General features: G+C 72.8%; 16 protein-coding genes. 6 read left to right on the plus strand and 10 right to left on the minus strand.

Annotated features, from left to right (window positions below; translation table 11 throughout):
• Positions 1-30 precede the first annotated feature (30 nt).
• Both IOD14_RS17380 and lanKC read right to left on the minus strand, forming a co-directional pair.
• Positions 31-147 (minus strand): SapB/AmfS family lanthipeptide, encoded by a 117-nt coding sequence (locus IOD14_RS17380; protein WP_020117173.1) that lies wholly within the window; start codon positions 145-147, stop codon positions 31-33.
• A gap of 59 nt (positions 148-206) precedes the next feature.
• Entirely contained in the window at positions 207-2,846 is a 2,640-nt protein-coding gene (lanKC, locus tag IOD14_RS17385; RefSeq protein ID WP_212670709.1) for a class III lanthionine synthetase LanKC, read from the minus strand.
• Positions 2,847-3,042: 196 nt separating this feature from the next.
• Between lanKC and IOD14_RS17390 the strand changes: the two genes are divergently transcribed.
• The 4 genes from IOD14_RS17390 to IOD14_RS17405 all read left to right on the plus strand — a co-directional run bounded on the left by IOD14_RS17390 (position 3,043) and on the right by IOD14_RS17405 (position 8,019).
• Positions 3,043-5,490 (plus strand): SpoIIE family protein phosphatase, encoded by a 2,448-nt coding sequence (locus IOD14_RS17390; RefSeq protein ID WP_212673290.1) that lies wholly within the window; start codon positions 3,043-3,045, stop codon positions 5,488-5,490.
• A 46-nt stretch (positions 5,491-5,536) separates the two neighbouring features.
• Positions 5,537-5,956, plus strand: coding sequence for a CBS domain-containing protein (locus IOD14_RS17395; protein WP_123993559.1), 420 nt, complete (start codon positions 5,537-5,539; stop codon positions 5,954-5,956).
• Between the two features lie 154 nt (positions 5,957-6,110).
• The gene (locus tag IOD14_RS17400; RefSeq protein ID WP_174269368.1) at positions 6,111-6,287 is read left to right on the plus strand and encodes a hypothetical protein; all 177 of its coding nucleotides are present in this window, start codon (positions 6,111-6,113) and stop codon (positions 6,285-6,287) included.
• A gap of 928 nt (positions 6,288-7,215) precedes the next feature.
• Entirely contained in the window at positions 7,216-8,019 is an 804-nt protein-coding gene (locus tag IOD14_RS17405; protein WP_123993558.1) for a class I SAM-dependent methyltransferase, read from the plus strand.
• A 53-nt stretch (positions 8,020-8,072) separates the two neighbouring features.
• Here IOD14_RS17405 and IOD14_RS17410 read toward each other — a convergent pair whose 3' ends face one another.
• Positions 8,073-10,022: a glycosyltransferase family A protein gene (locus IOD14_RS17410; protein WP_212670710.1), complete on the minus strand. Its 1,950-nt coding sequence runs from the start codon at positions 10,020-10,022 to the stop codon at positions 8,073-8,075.
• 315 nt (positions 10,023-10,337) lie between these two features.
• Here IOD14_RS17410 and IOD14_RS17415 point away from each other — a divergent pair, with 315 nt between their 5' ends.
• Positions 10,338-10,850: a metallophosphoesterase gene (locus IOD14_RS17415; RefSeq protein WP_212670711.1), complete on the plus strand. Its 513-nt coding sequence runs from the start codon at positions 10,338-10,340 to the stop codon at positions 10,848-10,850.
• A 200-nt stretch (positions 10,851-11,050) separates the two neighbouring features.
• On the opposite strand, the gene IOD14_RS17420 is transcribed toward IOD14_RS17415, so the two are convergent.
• Genes IOD14_RS17420 through IOD14_RS17450 form a run of 7 tightly spaced genes read right to left on the minus strand, consistent with a single transcriptional unit; the run spans position 11,051 to position 18,458 of the window.
• Positions 11,051-11,677, minus strand: a complete 627-nt coding sequence (locus tag IOD14_RS17420) for an SRPBCC family protein (protein WP_212670712.1) — start codon at positions 11,675-11,677, stop codon at positions 11,051-11,053.
• Positions 11,678-11,696: 19 nt separating this feature from the next.
• Positions 11,697-12,797, minus strand: coding sequence for an XdhC/CoxI family protein (locus IOD14_RS17425; RefSeq protein WP_212670713.1), 1,101 nt, complete (start codon positions 12,795-12,797; stop codon positions 11,697-11,699).
• The gene (locus IOD14_RS17430; protein ID WP_123993553.1) at positions 12,790-13,899 is read right to left on the minus strand and encodes a VWA domain-containing protein; all 1,110 of its coding nucleotides are present in this window, start codon (positions 13,897-13,899) and stop codon (positions 12,790-12,792) included. Before IOD14_RS17430 ends, IOD14_RS17425 begins: the two co-directional genes overlap by 8 nt.
• Before the next feature lie 5 nt (positions 13,900-13,904).
• Positions 13,905-14,789 (minus strand): MoxR family ATPase, encoded by an 885-nt coding sequence (locus tag IOD14_RS17435; RefSeq protein ID WP_249125936.1) that lies wholly within the window; start codon positions 14,787-14,789, stop codon positions 13,905-13,907.
• Positions 14,786-15,640: a xanthine dehydrogenase family protein subunit M gene (locus IOD14_RS17440; RefSeq protein WP_123993552.1), complete on the minus strand. Its 855-nt coding sequence runs from the start codon at positions 15,638-15,640 to the stop codon at positions 14,786-14,788. The genes IOD14_RS17435 and IOD14_RS17440 overlap by 4 nt, the downstream gene beginning before the upstream one ends.
• Positions 15,637-17,982 (minus strand): xanthine dehydrogenase family protein molybdopterin-binding subunit, encoded by a 2,346-nt coding sequence (locus IOD14_RS17445; protein WP_212670714.1) that lies wholly within the window; start codon positions 17,980-17,982, stop codon positions 15,637-15,639. Before IOD14_RS17445 ends, IOD14_RS17440 begins: the two co-directional genes overlap by 4 nt.
• Positions 17,979-18,458, minus strand: coding sequence for a (2Fe-2S)-binding protein (locus tag IOD14_RS17450; protein WP_123993550.1), 480 nt, complete (start codon positions 18,456-18,458; stop codon positions 17,979-17,981). Before IOD14_RS17450 ends, IOD14_RS17445 begins: the two co-directional genes overlap by 4 nt.
• Positions 18,459-18,685: 227 nt before the next feature.
• On the opposite strand from IOD14_RS17450, the gene IOD14_RS17455 reads away from it, so the two are divergent.
• Entirely contained in the window at positions 18,686-20,602 is a 1,917-nt protein-coding gene (locus tag IOD14_RS17455) for a GTP-binding protein (RefSeq protein WP_212670715.1), read from the plus strand.
• Positions 20,603-20,629: the final 27 nt, after the last annotated feature.

A 20,629-nucleotide genomic window follows, 5' to 3' on the forward strand; every position in this document is an offset into this window, starting at 1 on the left:
CCGCCCGGAGTCATGGGCGCACGGTGCCTGTCAGAGACAGAGCGTGACGCTCGCCGCGCTGACGCACGACAGCAGGCTCAGGGTGCTGTTGCCGCCGCCGCCGGTGTGCTCGTCGGACTCCATCGTCTGCAGGTCGAGAAGTGCCATCTCGGTTTCCTTCCTTCGGTGTCGTCCACCCGTGGGGACGGGGTTGGGTCACGGCTCCGTCAAGTCGCGGAACCGCGTATGGGGGGCCGCCGGAACGGCGGCAGGAACGGCAGGTGCGCGGTGGTGGGAGCGCCGGGGGCCGCGTGGGCCGCGCCGAGCGCGAGCAGGCACCCTGCCGTTCCGGTGCCCAGGTCCATCGACAGACGCATCATCTGGTGCCCGGGGAAAGCCAGTTGGCCCTGGTAGTCCATCGAGAACCAGCCGAGTCCGTCGATCTGTTCGGCGAGTCGCTCGCGGGTCGCTCCGGGGGTGCCGGTGCGCGCGAGGTGCAGGATCATCCCGGCACGGCCCTGGAAGAGACCCGGCTGTACGTAGAAGCGGCTGGTGGCGGCGGTCAGGACACCGGCCCGTGCCCGCTCGAACTCGCCCTCGGTATCGGCGCCCTGGGTGAGGAAGTCGTCCAGGACCATCCCGATGCCGGCGCTGCCCTCACCGAGGTACGGCAGCGTACGCCAGCCCTCGTCGACCTCCAGCGAGCCGCTCGGGTGCGTCACGCAGCACTCCAGGTCCCGGCGCAGCGCCACCTCCGCCGCCCTCAACAGCAGCGGCTCACCGGTGCGTTCGTACTGCCGCAGCAGGAACAGCGCGGGCCCGGTCCAGCCCCGCAGCAGCCCGGCCCGGCGCCGCCCGGACGTGTCCGCGAGGGGCTGCGCGAGTCGTCGTACGAGAACGTCCGCGGCCTCGGCGGCGCGGTCCCGCAGCTCCGACTCGCCGGTCGAGCCGGCCAGTTCGCCGAGGACCAGGCCGAGCCCGGCCAGGCCGCCGTGCAGGTCGGAGGAGAGGTTCTGCCAGCGTTCCGCGAGGACGCGCTCGACCAGGTCGAGGGCGCGCTGCCGGTGCCCGAGCCGGTCCAGGACCTGGGCGACGCCCGCGAGACCGTCGTAGAGCCCGAGCGGGGTGCCCGTGGGCGGCGGTGCGGTGCGCTCCAGGAGCCAGCGCTCGCCCTCCTCGAAGCGCTCCGCGCCGACCGCGTCCAGCGTGTACAGCACTCCGGCCGCGCCGTGCGCGAGCCCCAGGCCGCCGCCGTCGTTGAACTGCGTGATGTCACCGGGGAAGAGCCGGTCCTCGCGCTCCGGGGTGGCCGAGGCGAGGATCGCCTTGACCATGGAGTCGCGGCTGTGGGGCCAGTCACCGGGTTCGACGAAGGACGGCGCGGCCCGCACGGCCGTACGGGCGCCGCCGAGGTCCGCCTGGCCCCGTGCGGCGAAGTCGCGGGTGATCTCCGCGACCGCCTCGTCGAGGAACTCCTTCGGCACGTCCGGGAACTGACGCAGGATCACCTCGGCCAGATGCGCCGCCTTCCCCCGGTCCACCACGAACAGCGTGGTCACCGGCAGGAACAGGGCGATCCTGAGACAGGCCAGCGCGTAGCGGTCGACGTCGACGCCCTTGCGGTCCGGTGGGGCGAAGAAGCCGGGGTGGGCGACCACCTGGCGGCCGTTCTCCTCGACCGGCGCCGCCGCCTCGAAGTCCAGCAGGGAGACCGACTCCTCGTCGGGGCCGACCATGATGTTGAAGACGTGCAGGTCGTTGAAGACGATCCCGCGCGCGTGCACCGCCTCCACCGCCCGCTCCACGGCCCCGTGGATCCGCACCGCCCACGCCGTGTAGTCGGCCACGGCCTTCGGATCGGGGTCCGGGGCGAGCAGCGGATGCCGCTCGGCGAAGAAGGAGTTCAGCGGGCGCCCCTCCAGGAAGTCCATGACGAGGAACCGGTGGTCGCCCAGGGTGAACCAGTCCCGCACCTCGGGCACCACACCCGTCCCGGCGACCCGCTCCAGGGCGTCCCTCTCGCGCTCCAGCCGACTGATCGCGTCCGCCCCGTCGGCGGCCAGCCCCGCGTGCGGCCGGCCCTCCTTGAGGACGACCTTGCGCCCGTCACGGGTGTCGGTGCCCGTGTAGACCCCGCCGCCGTTGGAGAAGTGCAGCGCCTTCTCGATCCGGTACGGCAGGTCGCCGACCGTCGTGGTGTTGCGGGCCTCCAGATGCGGCTCCAGGAAGTCCGGGAGCGTCACCCAGTCGGGAACCTGGAAGGAGGGCGCCCGCCGGTCCGGCACCAGCTTCCCCTCGCCGTCCCGTACCGCCGGCACCAGCGAGCCCCGCTCGTCGACGACGAACATGCGCGCGAACGCGCCGTAGCGGACGTAGAGCGGACCCTCGTACCAGCGCAGATCGGTGAGGATGTAAGGCCCCTCGAAGCCCTCCAGGAGCTTGCCCAGCTCGCGGAGCACGTCGTGCAGCTGCTCCTCGTCGGCCGGGTAGACCGTGACGAACTTGCCGCTGGTGTCGCGCGCCGCGTACTTGGTGTTGCGCAGGTGCAGCAGATGCGGGCCCGGCACGAACTTGAAGGGGATACGGCGGGGCACGCAGTAGTCCCACACGATGGCGGCGATCCGCTCCGCGTTCGCCCGGGTCGCCGAGGCGTGGATCTTCCAGCCCTGCGACGGGCCCGGTACCGGCCCGCCGTCCTCGCCGAGCGGCGTCAGGGTCAGCCAGTCGCCGATGCGCGCCGCGTCCCAGCCCTCCGGCACCGCCCGGCGCGCCGTCTCGTAGACGGGTGCCTCGCCGCCGGAGATCCGGTCGGGCGACTCGTAGAAGTGTCTGTCGGCGAGCGCGTACACCTCGTAACGCTTGTCCATGTGTCCCCCTCCTTGGCCCGCCACCGAGCCTTCCAGCGGGGCGGTGGCCACGGACAGTCACGGCTGTCACGAGATCACCGTGCGAAACGCATGCGTCAAGATTTGTTCGATGGGTTTCGAGCGCGACCGCCGCAGTTGCTCCACGGAACGCTCACAGGGGCTGCGCACGTGCCGTATTAGCGCTGTAATGGCGAACGTGGTGAGTGAGGGCGCTGCGGGACGCGGAACCAGAACGCTGCGTGCCGAAAGCGCTCTGGCGGCGGTGACGGACGGTCCCGCATCGCCCGAAAGGCTGCGCCGCGTCCTCGAACAGGCGCTCGTCTTCGCCGGGGCGACACTGGTGGCCGTGTACACGCCCGGTACGGACGGGGACGTGCTGTGCCTCGTCGGGTCGGCCGGTGTTCCCCGTACGGTGTACGGGCTGCGCGACAGCTATCCCAGCTCGGGCGGCTCCCCGCCCGCCGACGCGCACCGCTCGGGACGACCGCTCTTCCTCGGCCCGCAGGAGCTCGCCGCCTGCGCCGAGTCCCGCAGGGTGGCCCGGCACGACTTCCACCTCGCCGTGCTGCCCGCGCACGGCGACGACGGACGGGCCTGTCTCGTCGCCGTCACCGAGGACCCGCACGGTTTCGACGACGAGAGCCGCAAGTGCCTCGAGCTGATCGCCGACGCCGTCGTCTGCCCCGTCAGCGTGGTCGCCCCGGAGGGCGCGGAACCGCGCTCCAACGCGTTCAGCCTCGCCATGGACACCGGCCGGATCGAGGTCGGCGACAAGCTCCTGGAGCTGTTCGGCATGAGCCGGGCCGTCTTCGACGGCAAGGTCGAGACCCTGCTCGGCCTGACCGTCCCCGAGGACCTGCCCTCGCTGATGTCCCTGTTCGAGGCCGGTCACATGTCCATCGGCGACCGTGAGCTGGAGTTCCGCGTCCTGCAGCCCTCCGGGCCGCCCAAGTGGCTCAGGCTGCGCGGGCGCATGCTGGCCGGCGGTGAGGGCCGTCCCGCCCGGCTCGTGGGCACCGTCGCCGACGCCTCCACCCTGCGTTCCGACGTCACCGACGTGGCCCGCGTCCAGCGCCTGGCCGCCGCCCTCTCCATGGCCGGCACCGTCCGCGACGTCAGCCAGGCCGTCGTCTCCGCCCTCCGCGCCCCGCTCAGGGCCGACCGCATCGCCCTCGCCGAGCTGGAGAACGACCGGCTCGTCGTCACCGTCCTCGACCCGCCCGCACCGGAGTCCTGGCCCGAGCTGTGGCGCCTGGAGTGGCGCAGCGAGTGGCCGGAGGCCCCCGTACGGGCCATGCCCACCCTGGCCGGCGCCCTGCGTGAGGGGCGCGCCCAGATCTGGCCGGCCGGCACCGTCCTCGAACCCGCCCTCGCCGACGTCGGCCCCGGCGGCCTCGCCGTCCTGCCGCTGCCCGCGGCGGGCCGCATGGCCGGCGCCTGCCTCATCGGCTGGGACGCCCCGCACCACTTCGACCCCGACGAACGCGCCCTGCTCACCGCCTCCGCCGGTCTCGCGGGACAGGCCCTGATGCGCGCCCACGCCCTCGACGCCGAGCACGAACTCGTCGGGATGCTCCAGCGCCAGCTGCTGCCCCGACGCCTGCCGAAACTGCCCGGCGCGACCGCCGTCGCCCGCTATCTGCCCAGCACCGCGGGCCTGGAGCTCGGCGGCGACTGGTACGACGTGATCCCGCTGCCCGACCACCACGTCGCCCTGGTCATCGGCGACGTCCAGGGGCACAGCGCCGCCGCCGCGACCCTCATGGGCCAGATGCGCACCGCCCTGCGCGCCTACGCCGTCGAGGGCCACCCCCCGGACGTCGTCGTCGCCCACGCCAACCGCCTCCTCATGGACCTGGAGAGCGACCTCTTCGTCACCTGCACCTATGTGGACCTCGACATGGAGGAGGGCACCGCCTGGTGCGTGCGCGCCGGACATCTGCCGCCGGTCCTGCGCCACCCCGACGGCACCACGGAGATCGCCGAGGCCGACGGCGGCCCCCCGCTCGGCGTGGTGGCCCAGGCCGACTTCCCGATGACCCCGCTGCGGCTGCGGCCCGGCACCCTGGTCGCCCTGACCACCGACGGCCTCGTCGAGACCACCGAGGCCGACATCGACGAGGGCATGGACCGCCTCGCCCACGGGCTCGCCGTCTCCGACCCCGCCGACCTCGGCCTCGTCGCCGACGCCCTGCTCGACGGCGCCCGCCGCAGCGACGACGTCGCCCTGCTCCTGCTGCGCTACGACGGCATGGCCACCCACCCGCTCCGGGAGAACTGGACCGTCTGGCGGGTTCCGGAGGCCGCCCGGCACGCCCGCCGCTTCACCCGGCGCACCCTGCGCGTCTGGGGCGTCCCCGAGGACGCCATGGACACCGCGCTGCTCGTCGTCTCCGAGCTCGTCACCAACGCCCTCGTGCACACCGGCGGCCAGGTCCGCCTCGACCTCACCCTCGTCGGCAGGCGGCTGCGCGTCTCCGTCGCCGACGCCTCGCCCCGCACCCCCGTCAAGCCCACCAGCATCGGCTGGGAGGCGACCGGGGGCCGCGGCATCCTCCTCGTCGAAGCCGTGTCGGCGGCCTGGGGCAGCGTGCCCGTCAGCGGCGGCAAACAGGTGTGGAGCGAGATCGCACTGGACGCCTGAGGCGGGGTACCCGGAGCGGACCATCCCCGCAGCAGAGAGGTACGTCATGACCCAGCACGTCAGCGACATCATGACCAGCGCCCCGGTCACCGTGGAACCGCAGACCTCCGTGACGGCCGTCGCCAGGATCATGCGCGACCAGGACCTCGGCGCCGTCCTGGTCACCGAAGGCGACGAACTGCGCGGCCTGGTCACCGACCGGGACCTCGTCGTGCGCTCCCTCGCCGAGGGCGGCGACCCCGAGCAGACCACCGTGGCCGGAGCGTGCAGCGACGACCTGGTGACCGTCACGCCCGAGGACGACCTCGACCACGCCATCGAGCTCATGCGCGAGCACGCCGTGCGCCGCATCCCGGTCGTCGACCACGGCCACGCCGTCGGCATCGTCTCCCTCGGCGACACGGCCATGGAACGCGATCCCGGATCGGCCCTGGGCGACATCAGCGTGGCGCGGCCCAACACCTGAGCCCCGAACCCCGGTTCGACCGGTCGTCAAGTTCCGGTGCGCCGGATCCTCGGTGAATGTGTGTGCGGTGGCGTCGGGCCGACCGGTGCCCGGCCCGTTTGTCCCGCGCCCGACGGGGGACCCGGACGGCAGCATGGAAGGACGGTGAACCTCCGTGACCTCGCAGACCGTTGAGAAACCCCTCGCACGCAGGCCCGAGACGGGCTGGTCCAGGGCCCGCCGCCTGCACGGCACGGGAGGCCTGCGGACCTGCCTGCCCGCGGTCGAGGACCGGATCGCCGGCAGCAGGACAGGCACGGGGGAGGGCAACATCTTCCGCGGCGAGGACTGAGGAGTCCGCGCCGCGTCACCTCCAAGTCGCCACCCTGCCTTGGCCGGTCCACCGGGATCCGGGCTAGGGTGACGCAGATGAAGGCTCTCGTGCTGTCAGGCGGGGCCGGTACCCGGTCGCGGCCGAGCACGCATGCCTCGACCGGACAGCTGGTGCCCGTCGCCGACCAGGCCGTCCCGTCCCACGGTCCGCGATCCCGCGCCGACGCGGGGATCACCCCGGCCGCGATGATCGTCGGCGGCACCGCCGTGTTCACCCTCGTCCGCGGGGTACGCCCGCTCCGGCTCACCCCCGGCGAACGCCCGCTCCGGCCGGTGCACGCTGTTCCGACCGCGCGGGACCGGCCCACCCACGTGCCCGACCCGCCCTCCCGCGCAGTCGCCGAGCTCGGCCCGGACGAGACGCCGGAGCGGCCCGGGAGCGACCTCGCCCGCCGGCGCCCGCCGCTCCTGCGCTGTCTCCCCCCGCACCTCCACCGCGGCGCGCGCCGCCCGCGACGAACGGACATGTCCACGAGCCGTCCCGGCGCCGCACCCGCCCGCGCCGACGAGCCCGGCACCGCACCCGGCACCGCGCCCCGCACCCGGAGGGCCGCCCTCCGTCTTTCCGCACTTTGCACGCCCTTTCCCTCAGGATCACGCTCCTCGGCGCGAAGTCCTGTCATGGGGAGCTCACAGCAGGTATGTTCCACGGAACCGGTCCCATCCCGGGCAGCCGGTACGGCCCCGTGCGGGGCATGTTCCGGCACCTCGGTCGACCCGTGCCGGGTCGACCCCACCAGCAGCGGGGCCTCCCACGGGCCCGCACCACGCGCCGCCCACAGCGCCCTAGGGCACGACCGGCGGACGGAGGTCGCGCCGGGCTCGCACCGGGACCGGCGGTCCGCCCTGCACGAAGCACTGCCACACATCCGCAAGGAGATTTCCCAGTGAAACGTCACGAGTTCCTGCGGGGGCTCCACAAAGCCAGCGCGAACCGCAACTACCTGGAGATCGGCGTCAACGACGGCCGCAGCCTGACGTTCTCCCGGGTGCCCAGCATCGCGATCGACCCGGCGTTCAAGGTGGTCTCCGAGATCCGCTGCGACGTCCACCTGGCGAAGGCCACCAGCGACGACTTCTTCGCGCGCGAGAACCCGCTGCAGCACCTCAAGGGCGGCCGCCACCCGCTGCGCAACATCGTCCGCAACCGCAGCCCGTTCGGCTACTGGAAGGACGTCACGCTCGACCTGTCCTTCATCGACGGCATGCACCTGTTCGAGTACGCGCTGCGCGACTTCATCAACGTCGAGAAGTACTCGGACTGGGCCAGCGTGATCGTCTTCGACGACATGCTGCCGCGCAACGTGGACGAGGCGGCCCGCGACCGCCACACCAACGCCTGGACCGGCGACGTCTACAAGGTGATCGAGGTCCTCAACCGCTACCGGCCGGACCTGGTGACGGTCCTGGTCGACACCGAGCCCACCGGCCAGCTGGTGGTCTTCGGCGCGGACCCGACCAACACGGTGCTCAAGGACAAGTACGACGAGATCATCGCGGAGTACGTGGTCCCCGACCCGCAGAAGGTGCCCGAGACGGTCCTGGAGCGGACCGTGGCGATCAAGCCCGAGGAGCTGATCGAGGCCGCCTTCTGGAAGCCCCTGGTGAACGCCCGCAACCGGGGCAGCAAGCGGGAGCGCAGCTGGGAGCACCTGCGCAACAGCCTCACGCAGCTCAACAGCGCCGGCTGAGCCACGCGCGCCGAACCGGGGAGGACGCGTCGGCGTCCTCCCCGGATCCGTTTCTACTTCCGGCGTGCCCTGAGCCCGGAGACCAGCCTCCCGGCCAGCCGCCGCGCCCTGCGGACCATCCGCTGTCCGGTGGCGGGCCGGGGCGGACGCACGGCCACGACCTGCACCTGGCCGGCCTTCACCCGCAGCGCGAACGGCAGCGGATGAAAGCGCGGCCGCTCGGCGTCCGGAGCCGGGCTCAGCGCCACCCGCCAGGCCGCCCCGGTCAGCTCGGCGACCGGAAGCACCGCCTCCAGCAGGGCCGCGGAGCCCTGGGGACGCAGGGTGCCGGGCACCTTCGCGGACGCGGCGCCGGAACCACGGGTGAGCTCCAGCAGCACCGGCGTGTCGCCAGGCACGTGGAACGGCACCGGCACCTCGACCCGGTCACCGGAGACCGTGACCTCCCCGGGCGTGACCTGCCCGAGCTGCAGTCGCTCGCCCGCCGTGTCGACGTCCAGCGCGAGCGTGCCCTGCTTCGCGGTCCAGTACGGCAGCACGACCCGGCCGCCCGCCACACCGGCGTCCGCGGCCGTACGTCCCTTGAGGGACACCGGGCCCAGCCGGGACTGCTTGGTCCAGCCGCCGAGCTTGACCCGGACGAACACGTCCCACAGCCCGGCGCCGAGCGGGCCGCCGTCCGCGGCGGTGGCCGGATCCACGGCGGCGGTGCCGCGCAGCACGAGCCGCACCCGGCCGTCCTCCACCGGGACGCTCTCCCGGGTGAACTCGACGGACTGGAAGTACTGCGCGGAGCTGGCGCGTTCGCGCAGCAGCAGATCGACCGTGGCGCGTTTGAAGCCGGCCACGCTGTGGGCGCCGACCCAGTCCACGGCCTCGGCCACGGAGGCCGGCGGCTCGCTGAGCGGGGCGGAACTGCCCTCGGCGGGAAACGTCATCGGCGTACCGCCGGACGCGAGTTCGGCGGACAGGCCGAACTTCAGCACACCGCCGTCCCACTCGACACCGTCCGGCTCGACCTTGGAGGCGACGGATGCCTCCCACTCGGCGAACTCCACCAGGTCGTCGAGCCGGCCGTCGGCGATCAGGGCGGCGACGACCTGCTGGGTGGGCTGCAGACCGGCCGCGACACCGGGCCCGAAGCGCTCGACGACCACCCCGCGGATCTCGGTGAAGAGCTCCTTGCGGTAGTCCTCCGGCGCGGCGAGCAGCCGCTTCCCGCGCATCCGCTCGACCATCTCGTTGCGCAGCCAGCGACGGAACAGGCGGTCACGGGTCGGCCCCGGCTCGGTGTACTTCTCGACGACGTCGAGGGCCTCGCGCAGGTTCTTGAAGTAGCCCACCGGGTCGAAGCGCTGGAAGCCCGCGTTGGAGGCGTCGTCGCGCTTGAGGTGGTAGTAGCAGACGTAGTCGCCGAGCACGGAGACGTTGTCCGCGCGCAGGTACGCCTCCGTGACGAAGACGTGGTCCTCCAGCCGTCGCCTGCCCTCGGGGAAGCGCAGACCGATCCGGTCGAGGAAGGCCCGCCGGAACATCTTGTGCGGGGTCAGGCTGTCGATCAGCGGGGCGTTGTCGACGGTGGCCCGGGGGTGGTTGCGGCGGAACAGCTCCACCGGCACGCCCCGCCCCTTGCCGGCCATCTTGCCCACGACCACGTCGGCACCGTTGGCGACCGCGTAGTCGTACATCCGCTCAAGAGCCTCGTCGCCGAGGTAGTCGTCGTTGTCGACGAACATCACGAACTCGCCCTCGGACGCGGCGATCCCGACGTTGCGCGGCTTGCCGGACCAGCCCGAGGCCTCCTGGTGGATGACCTTGAAGTTCGCGGTCTCGGCCGCCACCGCGTCCAGCCGCGCGGGCGTGTCGTCGGTCGAACCGTCGTCGACGAAGATCGCCTCGAACTCGTCCGGGGGCAGGGACTGCCTGCGCAGCGAGGCGATGCAGTCCTCGATGTAGTTCCCCGGGTTGTAGACGGGGATGACGACGCTGACCTTGACCGGCATCGGTGTCCGGACTCCTTGGGTGGCTTGTGGCTTGCGTCACGGATTGACGCGTTGTGCGCCGATGTTAACGCCGCCGGACAAGTGCCGCGGCAGCAGGCTGCCTTGAGCGGCGGCACGCCCGGCGACGGAAGCCGTGTGCGTCGGAACCGGGGCAGCGACGCCGGCGACGGCCACCCCGGGATCGGCGTGCCGCGTGGATAAAGATGGCAGACGGGCGTCACCGGTTCCTCGACATCGGCATCGACTTCGACGTCGGCACGGGCGCGCGCCCCTCATGAGGCGGGGGGTCGGCCGCGAACCCTCTAGGGTGACTGCGTGCGCCTGCTCCTGATGTCCGACACCCACCTCCCCAAGCGCGCCAAGCAGCTCCCCGCCCCGCTGCTCGCCGAACTCCCGCACGCCGACGTCGTGTTCCACGCCGGCGACTGGGTGGACACCGCCACCCTGGACCTGCTGGAGAGCCGCAGCGCACGGCTCGTCGCCGTCCACGGCAACAACGACGGGCCCGAGCTGCGCGCCAGGCTGCCCGAGGTGGCGTACGCCGAACTCGGCGGCGTGCGCTTCGCCGTCGTCCACGAGACCGGCGCCGCCCAGGGCCGCGAGGCCCGCTGCGCCGCCCGCTACCCCGACACCGACGTGCTGGTCTTCGGCCACAGCCACATCCCCTGGGACACCACCGCCCCCGGCGGGCTGCGGTTGCTGAACCCCGGCTCACCGACCGATCGCCGCCGCATGCCCCACTGCACCTACATGACGGCGACCGTCGCCGACGGCCGCCTCACGGACGTCGAACTGCACCGCCTGCCCCCACGCCCTGCCTCGCCCTGAGGGCTCGGCACCCACCGGCACTCATGAGGGTCCGGGCCGCTCCGCGTTCAGGGGAAGCGGCCCGGACGCTGCGAATATGCGCTGTCACGGACCTCCTTCCCGATCGGAGGCGGGGTGAGGGCTCGGTCGCCCTCTCCCGTGGCCGACGCGTACCCCTTCGAGCGCGCCCCACACCTCTCGTGCCGCACGGTTTGCGCGCCTCACCTCTTTCGGTTCCGCCGTCGCCGTATCCGCGTGAGCGCCACCACCACGAGGGCGGCCGCCACCAGCGCGGCCGCGGCCCGCCCGGCGACCGGCACGCCGATCGCGCGCAACAGGTCGAGCGGCTCGGCGTCGGGCTCCGCGGGCTCCCTGGCCGGCCGGTCCGTCTCCGGGGACTCCTCGCTCTCGCCCAGCCGCTCCGCCAGGCACCCGGCGAACTGCCCGATCAGCCGGTCGCCCACCTCGGCCAGCACACCCCGCCCGAACTGCGCGGGCCGGCCGGTCACGGCCAGGTCCGTCCGCACCGACACGGCCGTACCACCGTCCATCCCGGTGAGCGTGCCGGTCACCGTGGCCCGCGCGGTCCCCTGGCCGCGGATCTCCCGGCCGCTCGCGCTCAGCACCATCCGGTGCGCGGTCTCGTCCTGCTCCTCGAAGACGGCGCTCCCCCTGTACGTCACCGTGATCGGTCCGACCTTGACCTTCACCGAGCCGGTCACGGTCTTGCCGTCGTAGTCCTCGACGCTCGCCCCGGGCATGCAGGGCGCCACCCGCTCGATGTCGAGGAGCACCCGCCAGGCCTCGTCGACCGGGACGGGCACGGTGAACTCGTGGTGCAGTTCCATGGCTTCCTCCAGGCAGGCTTCATGAGGACGGATGGATCGCCCCCGCCGTCGCCGTCAGCGGGGCACCGCTGCCGCCCCAGCGCAGCGCGACGATCTCGGCGGCCACCGACACGGCGACCTCCTCCGGCGTACGGGCCCCGAGGTCGAGGCCGACGGGCGAGCGCAGCCGGGACAGCTCGGCCTCGGTGAGCCCCGATTCGGCGAGCCGCTTCATCCGGTCGTCGTGCGTACGGCGGCTGCCCATCGCCCCGATGTACGCCGCCGGCCGGCGCAGTGCCTCCTCCAGCAGGGGCACGTCGAACTTGGGGTCGTGGGTCAGGACGCAGATCACCGTGCGCTCGTCGGTCTCGGTGCCGCCGAGGTAGCGGTGCGGCCAGTCCACGACGACCTCCACGCCCTCCGGGAAGCGCTTCGGCGTGGCGAAGACCGGGCGGGCGTCGCAGACGGTGACCCGGTAGCCGAGGAATGCGCCGATCCGGGCGACCGCGGCCGCGTAGTCGATCGCGCCGAACACCAGCATCCGGGGTGGCGGGGCGAAGGAGTGCAGGAAGACGGCGACCGCGTCCTCGCGTCGCTCGCCGCGCGGTCCGTAGTGCCGCAACCCCGTGGCGCCGAGCGCGAGTTCGCCGCGCGCGTCGGCAGTGACCGCCACGTCGAGACCCGTCGTGCCGAGGGTGCCGGCGACCCGGTCGGGCCACACCGCGAGCGTGGCGCCCCGGGGAGCGGGGCCGTCGGTGACCGTCGCCACGGTCACCGGGTGCCCGGCCGCGACCGACCGCGCGAGCTCGCCGAACGCGGGGTCGAGGGCGGCCGTCACGGGCCGTACGAGAAGGGTGATCTCCCCGCCGCAGGTGAGTCCCACCGCGAACGCGTCCTCGTCGCTGTACCCGAAGGTCGCGAGGCGGGCCTCGCCGCTCGCCACGACTTCCTGGGCGAGTTCGAAGACGGACCCCTCGACGCACCCGCCGGACACACTGCCGACGACCTCGTCATCCGGGCCCACGGCCATGGCCGCACCCGGCTCGCGCGGCGCGCTGCGGCTCGTCGAGACGACCGTGGCCAGGCCGAACGGCACCCCAGCCGTGTACCAGCCGTTCAGCACCGGGAGGATGTCACGCATCGTCGGCTCCTTTCACCACCGCCGCCAGACGCTCCAGCGCGGCCAGGCTGTGCCCCTCGACGAACGCGTCCACGCTCGGCAGCGCGGCCGCCATCCCGGCGGCCAGGGGCGCGTAACCGGGACGCGCCTTGCGCGGATTGGCCCAGATCACCCGGTGCGCCAGCCGGTGCAAGCGTCGCATCTGGGCCGCGAGCAGCTCCGGATCGCCACGCTCCCAGCCGTCCGACAGCACCACCACGACCGCCCCGCGCGCCGTGCCCCGCTGTCCCCAGCGGTTCAGGAACTCCCGCAGCAGCTCACCGAGCCGGGTACCCCCGCGCCAGTCGGGTACGGCGGCGGCGAGCGCGGCCATCGCCCGATCCGGATCGCGGTGCGAGAGCTCACGCGTGACACGGGTCAGCCGGGTGGCGATCGTGAACACGTCGGTGCGGGGGCCACGGGTGCCGCGGGCGGCCGCGTGGGCGAAGCGCAGCAGCGCGTCCGCGTACGGCGCCATCGAGCCGCTGACGTCCACGAGCAGCACGACCCGGCGGGGCCGCACGGACCGCTCGCGATATCGCGGCCGGGCAGGCTCCCCGCCCTGCCGCAGCAGCTCCCGCACCGTCCGGCGCGGATCGACGGTCCCGCGTCGCGCCGGCCGGCGTCGGGCCGTGCGCCGTACCTGGCCGTGCAGCGCGAACACGGCCAGCAGACGGCGCAGGGCCGCGCGTTCGGCGGTGTCCAGATCGGCGATGTCACGGTGGCGCAGGACTTCGGCGGAACTGGCGAGGGCGGCCCCGGACGGCGCCCCGGGTTCGTCGTGCGCGCGGGTTCGCGGCCCGGCCCGCGTCTCGCGTACGGAGATCCGCAGCCCGGGAGCGGGCATGCGGCGCTCGCCCGGTTCGCCGCCGAAGCGGGCCGCGAACACCCGGTCGTAGCGCTCCAGGTCGTCCCGGCTGCCGCACAGGGTCAGCCGCCCCGCCCAGTACGTCCGTGCCGGTCCCAGCTCGGCCACCGCCCGCAGGAAGGTGTGCACCCGCTCGGCACTCGCGTCGACGCCCGCCCCGCGAAGGGCGCGGGCGAAGGCGAGGAGGACGGCGTCGGCCCGTTCCGCCCCGGCCACCGTGATCACCCCTCCCGCAGCGCCGCCACCAGCGACCCGCGCGCCCGCTCCGCGTCCTCCCGGTACTTCAGCACCGACCCCAACGTCGCCACCGCCAGTTCCGGGTCCACCTCGCTCGCCCCCAGCGCGTCCAGCGCCTCGGCCCAGTCGATCGTCTCGGCCACGCCCGGCGGCTTGAGCAGGTCCTCGGAGCGCAGGACCTGCACCAGAGCCGTCACCTGTTCCGCGAGCCGTGCCGACACACCGGGCAACCGCCGTCGCACGATGGCGAGTTCGCGGGCGAAGCCGGGGTGGTCGAACCAGTGGTAGAGGCAGCGGCGCTTCAGGGCGTCGTGCACCTCACGGGTCCGGTTGGAGGTGAGGACGACCACCGGAGGGATCTCCGCCCGCACAGTGCCGAGCTCCGGGATCGTCACCGAGAACTCCGACAGCAGCTCCAGCAGGAAGGCCTCGAACTCGTCGTCGGCCCGGTCGATCTCGTCGATCAGCAGCACCGACGGCCAGGTCTCCAGGGCCCGCAGCAAGGGCCGGGCGACCAGGAACCGGCGGTCGTACAGCTCGCCCTCCAGCCGGTCGGCGTCCACGGCCCCGGCCGCCTCGGCGGCCCGCAGACGCAGCAGCTGACGGGGGAAGTCCCAGTCGTACAGGGCCTGCGAGGCGTCGATGCCCTCGTGGCACTGGAGCCGGATCAGCGGGGCGCCGAGCGCCTCGGCGAGGGCGGCGGCGAGCGCGGTCTTGCCGACGCCCGCGTCGCCCTCGCAGAACAGCGGCCGGTGCAGCCGCAGCGCCAGGAAGCAGGCGATCGCCAGCCCGTCGTCGACGAGATAGCCCGTCTGCTCCAGGCGGGCCGCGACGTCGCCCGGTTCCTTGAACTCCGGGATGCGGCTCACCCCATTCCCGCGGCGGCCAGCACCGCCCGCCTGGTCAGCACCCGCGCCAGGTGCGCCCGGTACTCGGGCGATCCCGACAGGTCCCGGGAGGGCCGGGTCCCCTCCGCCGCGGCCCGGGCGGCCCGCGCCACCGCGGATGCGTCCCCGCTGCCGGACAGCGCCTCCTCGGCCGCCGTGGCGCGCAGGGGCGTGGAGCCCATGTTGGTCAGACCGATCCGGGCCTCGGCGATGTGCCCGTCGTCCCGCCGCACCAGCGCGGCCACGCCGACGACCGCCCAGGACTGCGCCACCCGGTGGAACTTCTCGTAGTGGAAGCCCCAGCCGTCGGTCTTCGGCAGCCGGATCTCCACCAGGAGCTCGTCGGGCTCCAGCGCGGTCTGGAGATAGTCGACGAAGAACTCCCGCGCGGGGATCGCGCGCCTGCCGCCCGGTCCCGCGGCGATGAGCTCCGCGTCCAGCGCGAGCATGACGGCGGGCAGGTCACCGGCCGGGTCGGCGTGCGCGAGCGAGCCGCCGACCGTGCCCCGGTGCCGTACCGCGGGATCCCCGACCCCGGCCGTGGCGGCGGCCAGAAGACCTGCGTGCCGGCGGACCAGCGGGTCGCGGACCACGTCGTGGTGGGTGGTCAGCGCGCCGACGACGAGGGTCTCGCCCTCCTCGCGCACTCCCCTCAGGCCGGGTACGCGCCCGACGTCCACGACGAGTTCGGGAAAGGCCAGCCGCAGCCTCAGCAGCGGCAGCAGGCTCTGTCCGCCGGCCAGCACCTTGGCGTCCTCGCCGCCCTCGGAGAGCACGCGCACCGTTTCCTCGACACTGCTCGGACGGGCGTAGTCGAAGCTGGGAGGAATCATGCCGAGGCCTCCTTCAGGGCCTGCCAGACCCGCTCGGGCGTGCAGGGCATCCGCAGGTCGCGCACGCCCAGTGGCCGCAGCGCGTCCACGATCGCTCCCACGACGGCCGGCGTGGAGGCGATGGTGCCGGCCTCGCCGACTCCCTTGACGCCCAGCGGATTCGTCGTCGCGGGAGTCTCCGTCCGGTCCGTGACGAACTCGGGCAGGTCCGGCGCCGCGGGCACCAGATAGTCGGCCATCGTGCCGGAGACCAGGTTGCCCTCCTCGTCGTAGACCGCCTCCTCGTACAGGGCCTGCGCGATGCCCTGCGCGAGCCCGCCGTGCACCTGGCCCTCGACGATCAGCGGGTTGATCACCCGGCCGACGTCGTCGACGGCGACGTACGACCTGATCCGGGTCTGCCCGGTCTCGGTGTCGACCTCCACCGCGCACAGGTGGGTGCCGTGCGGATAGGAGAAGTTGTCCGGGTCGGTCAGGTGTCCGGCGTTGATGGTGGGCTCCACGCCGTCGGGCAGGTCGTGCGAGGTGAACGTCTCGAAGGCGATCTCCTGGATCGTCCTCCGCGCGTCGGGCGAGCCCTTCACGGAGAAGACGCCGTCCGTGAACTCCAGGTCCCCCTCGTTCGCCTCGAGCAGATGCGCGGCGACCTTCCGGGCCTTGTCCACCACCTTGGTGGCCGCGTGATGCACGGCCGTGCCGCCGACCACCAGCGACCGCGAGCCGTAGGTGTCCATGCCCTGCGGGGCCGCCCTGGTGTCGCCGTGCACCACCTGGACGTCGTCGAAGGGCACCCCGAGCACGTCGGCGGCGATCTGGCTCCAGCTGGTCGCATGCCCCTGCCCGTGCGGACTGGTTCCCGTGACCACCTCGACCTTGCCGGTCGGCAGCATGCGCACGCTCGCCGCCTCCCAGCCGCCGGCCGCGTACCTGAGATCCCGCAGCACCCGGCTCGGGGCGAGCCCGCACATCTCGGTGTACGTGGACACCCCGATCCCGAGGCGTACGGTGTCGCCCCGCTGGTTGCGGTCCGCCTGCTCCGCGCGCAGCTTGTCGTAGTCGAACAGCGCGAGCGCCTTGTCCGTCGCGGCCTCGTAGTTGCCGCTGTCGTAGGTCAGGCCCGCGATCGTCGTGTAGGGGAACTCCTCGTGCCGGATCCAGTTGCGGCGCCGCAACTCCACCGGATCCAGGCCGAGTTCGTCCGCCAGCTCGTCCATGATCCGTTCGATGGCGTACGTCGCCTCCGGCCGTCCCGCGCCGCGGTAGGCGTCCGTCGGCGTCCTGGTCGTGAAGACGCCGGTGACGTTGAGTTCGTAGGAACCCATCTTGTAGATGCCCGGGTACATGAACGCGCCCAGGATCGGGATGCCCGGTGTGACCAGCATCAGATAGGCGCCCATGTCGACCAGCAGGTCCGCCTTGAGGCCGAGCAGGGTGCCGTCGCGGTTCGCGGCGATCTCGATGTCCTGGATCATGCCCCGGCCGTGGTGCGTGGCGAGGTAGCCCTCGGAGCGGGACTCGGTCCACTTCACGGGCCGTCCGAGACGGCGTGCGACCGCGAGGGTGATCGCCTCCTCGCCGTACACCTGGAGCTTGGAGCCGAAGCCGCCGCCCACGTCCGGGGCGACCACCCGCAGCTTGTGCTCGGGGACACCGGTGACCACGGCGAGCATGACCCTGAGGATGTGCGGGATCTGGGTCGAGGAGTGGACCGTGTACTCGTCGGACGCGGCGGTCGGGGTGACGACGACCGCGCGCGGCTCCATGGCGTTGGGGATCAGCCGCTGCTGGTGGTAGCGGCGCTTGAGGGTCACCTCGGCGCGCCGGCGTACTTCGGCGAAGTCCTCGCCGGTGCGCAGGGGCCAGTCGTAGCAGCGGTTGGTGCCCTTGTCGGAGTGGACGAGGGGGGCTCCCTCGGCCAGCGCCTCCTCCAGGTCGAGGACCGGCGGCAGGGGTGTGTACTCGACCTCCACGGCCTCCAGCGCGTCGGCGGCGGCGTACCGGTCGCGGGCCACGACGACGGCCACCGGGTCGCCCGCGAAGCGCACCTCGGAGGTCGCGATCGGCGGGTGGTCGGGAAGGACGATGTCCTCGGTCACCGGCCAGGCGCAGGGGAGGGAACCCATGCCCTCCGCGAGATCGGCACCGCTGAACGCGGCGACCACGCCCGGGCGTTCGAGCGCGGGGGAGACGTCGACCCGGTCCACGCGCGCGTGTGCCATGGGACTGCGCAGGACGGCCAGGTGAAGCATCCCGGTGGCGTCGATGTTGTCGGTCCAGCGGGTCTGTCCGGTGAGCAGGCGGGCGTCCTCCTTGCGCAGCCGTGCCGTGCCGACCTCGCTCATGTCGCCACCCCCTGCTCGGCCGTTTCGGCGGCGTCCAGGACGGCCCGCACGATGTTCTGGTAGCCCGTGCAGCGGCAGAGGTTGCCCTCCAGGGCGTGGCGCACCTCGTCCGGGGTCGGACGGGCGTTGTCGCGCAGCAGGTCGCGCGCGGCCATGAGCATGCCGGGGGTGCAGTAGCCGCACTGGAGCGCGTGCCGCTCGTGGAAGGCGTGCTGCAGGGCGGTCCACTCGCCGTCCCGGGCGAGCCCCTGCACCGTGGTCACTTCGCTCCCGTCCGCCTGGACGGCGAGGACCGAGCAGCTCTTGACGCTCGCACCGTCGAGATCGACCGTGCAGGCCCCGCAGTTGGAGGTGTCGCAGCCGATCGGGGTGCCGGTCAGACCCAGCCGGTCACGCAGGTAGTGGATCAGCAGGAGACGAGGCTCCACCTCGTCCTGGTACACCGTGCCGTCCACCTTCACCGAGATACGGGTCATGTGCCCTCCCAGGACCACGGACGTGATGTGCGTCACTCTAGGACCGCTCCGGGGAGGGGGCGAGAGCCGGGACGCGACTGGTTGAGCGTTAATCCGTTGCCGCCGGGGACCCGCACCTGTTGCACTTCGGGTGCCCCCGCCCTCGCACGATCCAGGAGCCCCGATGCGCACTGCGTCCATGTCCATCCCGGAAGGAATCTCCCTCTCTCCAAAGGACATGACGCTTCGTGCGGTTGCTCAACCTCGGAATCCTCGCCCATGTCGACGCCGGTAAGACCAGTCTGACCGAGCGGCTGCTGCACTCGGTCGGAGTCGTCGACGAGCTCGGCAGCGTCGACGCCGGCAGCACCCGGACCGACACCCTCGCCCTCGAGCGGCGGCGCGGTATCACCATCAAGTCCGCCGTCGTCTCCTTCGCGGTCGACGACGTCAACGTCAACCTCATCGACACCCCCGGCCACCCGGACTTCATCGCCGAGGTGGAGCGGGTCCTCGGCGTGCTCGACGGCGTCGTACTGGTCGTCTCGGCCGTCGAGGGCGTCCAGGCGCAGACCCGCATCCTGATGCGGACCCTGCGGCGCCTGCGCATCCCCACCCTCCTGTTCGTCAACAAGATCGACCGGCGCGGGGCCCGGTACGACGAGCTCCTGAGGGCCGTCGCCGAGCGGCTCACCGCGGAGATCGTGCCGATGGGCACGGTGACCGCACCCGGCACCCGCGAAGCCCGCTTCGTCCCGGGGATCGGCCCCTGGGACGTCCTCGCGGACCACGACGACGAGCTGCTGTCGGCCTGGGCCGAGGGCGGGGTCGGTACGGAACAGCTGTGCGGGGCGCTGGTCGCGCAGACCCGGCAGGCCCTGGTGCACCCGGTGTTCTTCGGCTCGGCCGCCACGGGCGCGGGAGTGCCCGAACTGATCACCGGCATCAAGGAGTTGCTTCCCGCCGCCGACGCGGACCCCGAAGGGCCCGTCTCCGGCACGGTGTTCAAGGTCGAGCGGGGACCCGCCGGGGAGAAGGTCGCGTACGCGCGCCTGTTCTCCGGCACGCTCGGCATCCGCGACCGGGTGCCCTTCGGCGAGGCGCGCACCGAGGGCCGTGTCACCGCGATCAGCGTCTTCGAGGACGGCACCGACACCCCCCGGGAGGCGGTCCGGGCGGGCCGGATCGCCAAGCTCCGCGGCCTGGCCGGCGTCCGTGTCGGTGACGCGCTCGGTGAACCCCGCAAGGATCACGGCCACTTCTTCGCCCCGCCCTCCCTCGAAACGGTCCTCGTCCCGGGCCCGGACACCGACAGCACCGCGCTGCACCTGGCCCTGACCCGGCTCGCCGAGCAGGACCCGCTGATCGGCCTGCGTCACGACGAGGAGCGCCGGGAGACCTCCGTCTCCCTCTACGGCGAGGTGCAGAAGGAGGTCATCCAGGCCACGCTCGCCGAGGAGTTCGGCCTCGACGTCACCTTCCGGGAGAGTTCGCCGCTGTGCATCGAGCGGCCGTCCGGCACGGGTGCGGCCGTGCGGTTCAACAAGAAGGACGGCAACCCGTTCCTCGCCACCGTCGGGCTGCGGGTCGACCCGGCGCCCACCGGATCGGGCGTCGAGTTCCGGCGGGAGGTGGAGCTGGGCGCCATGCCGTACGCCTTCTTCAAGGCCGTCGAGGACACCGTGCACGAGACCCTCGGCCAGGGCCTGTACGGCTGGCGGGTCACCGACTGCACGGTCACCATGACCCACAGCGGCTACTCGCCCCGCCAGAGCCACGCCCATCAGCGCTTCAACAAGAGCATGTCCAGCACGGGCGCCGACTTCCGCGGCGTGACCCCGCCGGTGCTGATCGATGCCCTGCGCCGGGCGGGCACCTGGGTGTACGAGCCCGTGCACCGGTTCCGTGTGGAGGCCCCCGCCGACACCCTCGGGGCGCTGCTGCCGGCGCTGGCCGCGCTAGGTGCCGTACCGGAGACCACCGAGACCCGTGGGGGGACCGGCACGGTGGAGGGGACGGTACCGGCGGCCCGGCTCCACGAGCTGGAGCAACGGCTGCCCGGTCTCACCAGGGGTGAGGGCGAGTCGGAGAGCTCCTTCGACCACTACGCGCGCATCACCCACGGCAATGTCCCGTTTCGACCGGGCCCTACCCTGAAAAGCTGAAACTTACTCATCAGTCATAAGTGTTGA

The sequence above is a fragment of the Streptomyces sp. A2-16 genome (genome assembly GCF_018128905.1).
Taxonomy (GTDB): domain Bacteria; phylum Actinomycetota; class Actinomycetes; order Streptomycetales; family Streptomycetaceae; genus Streptomyces.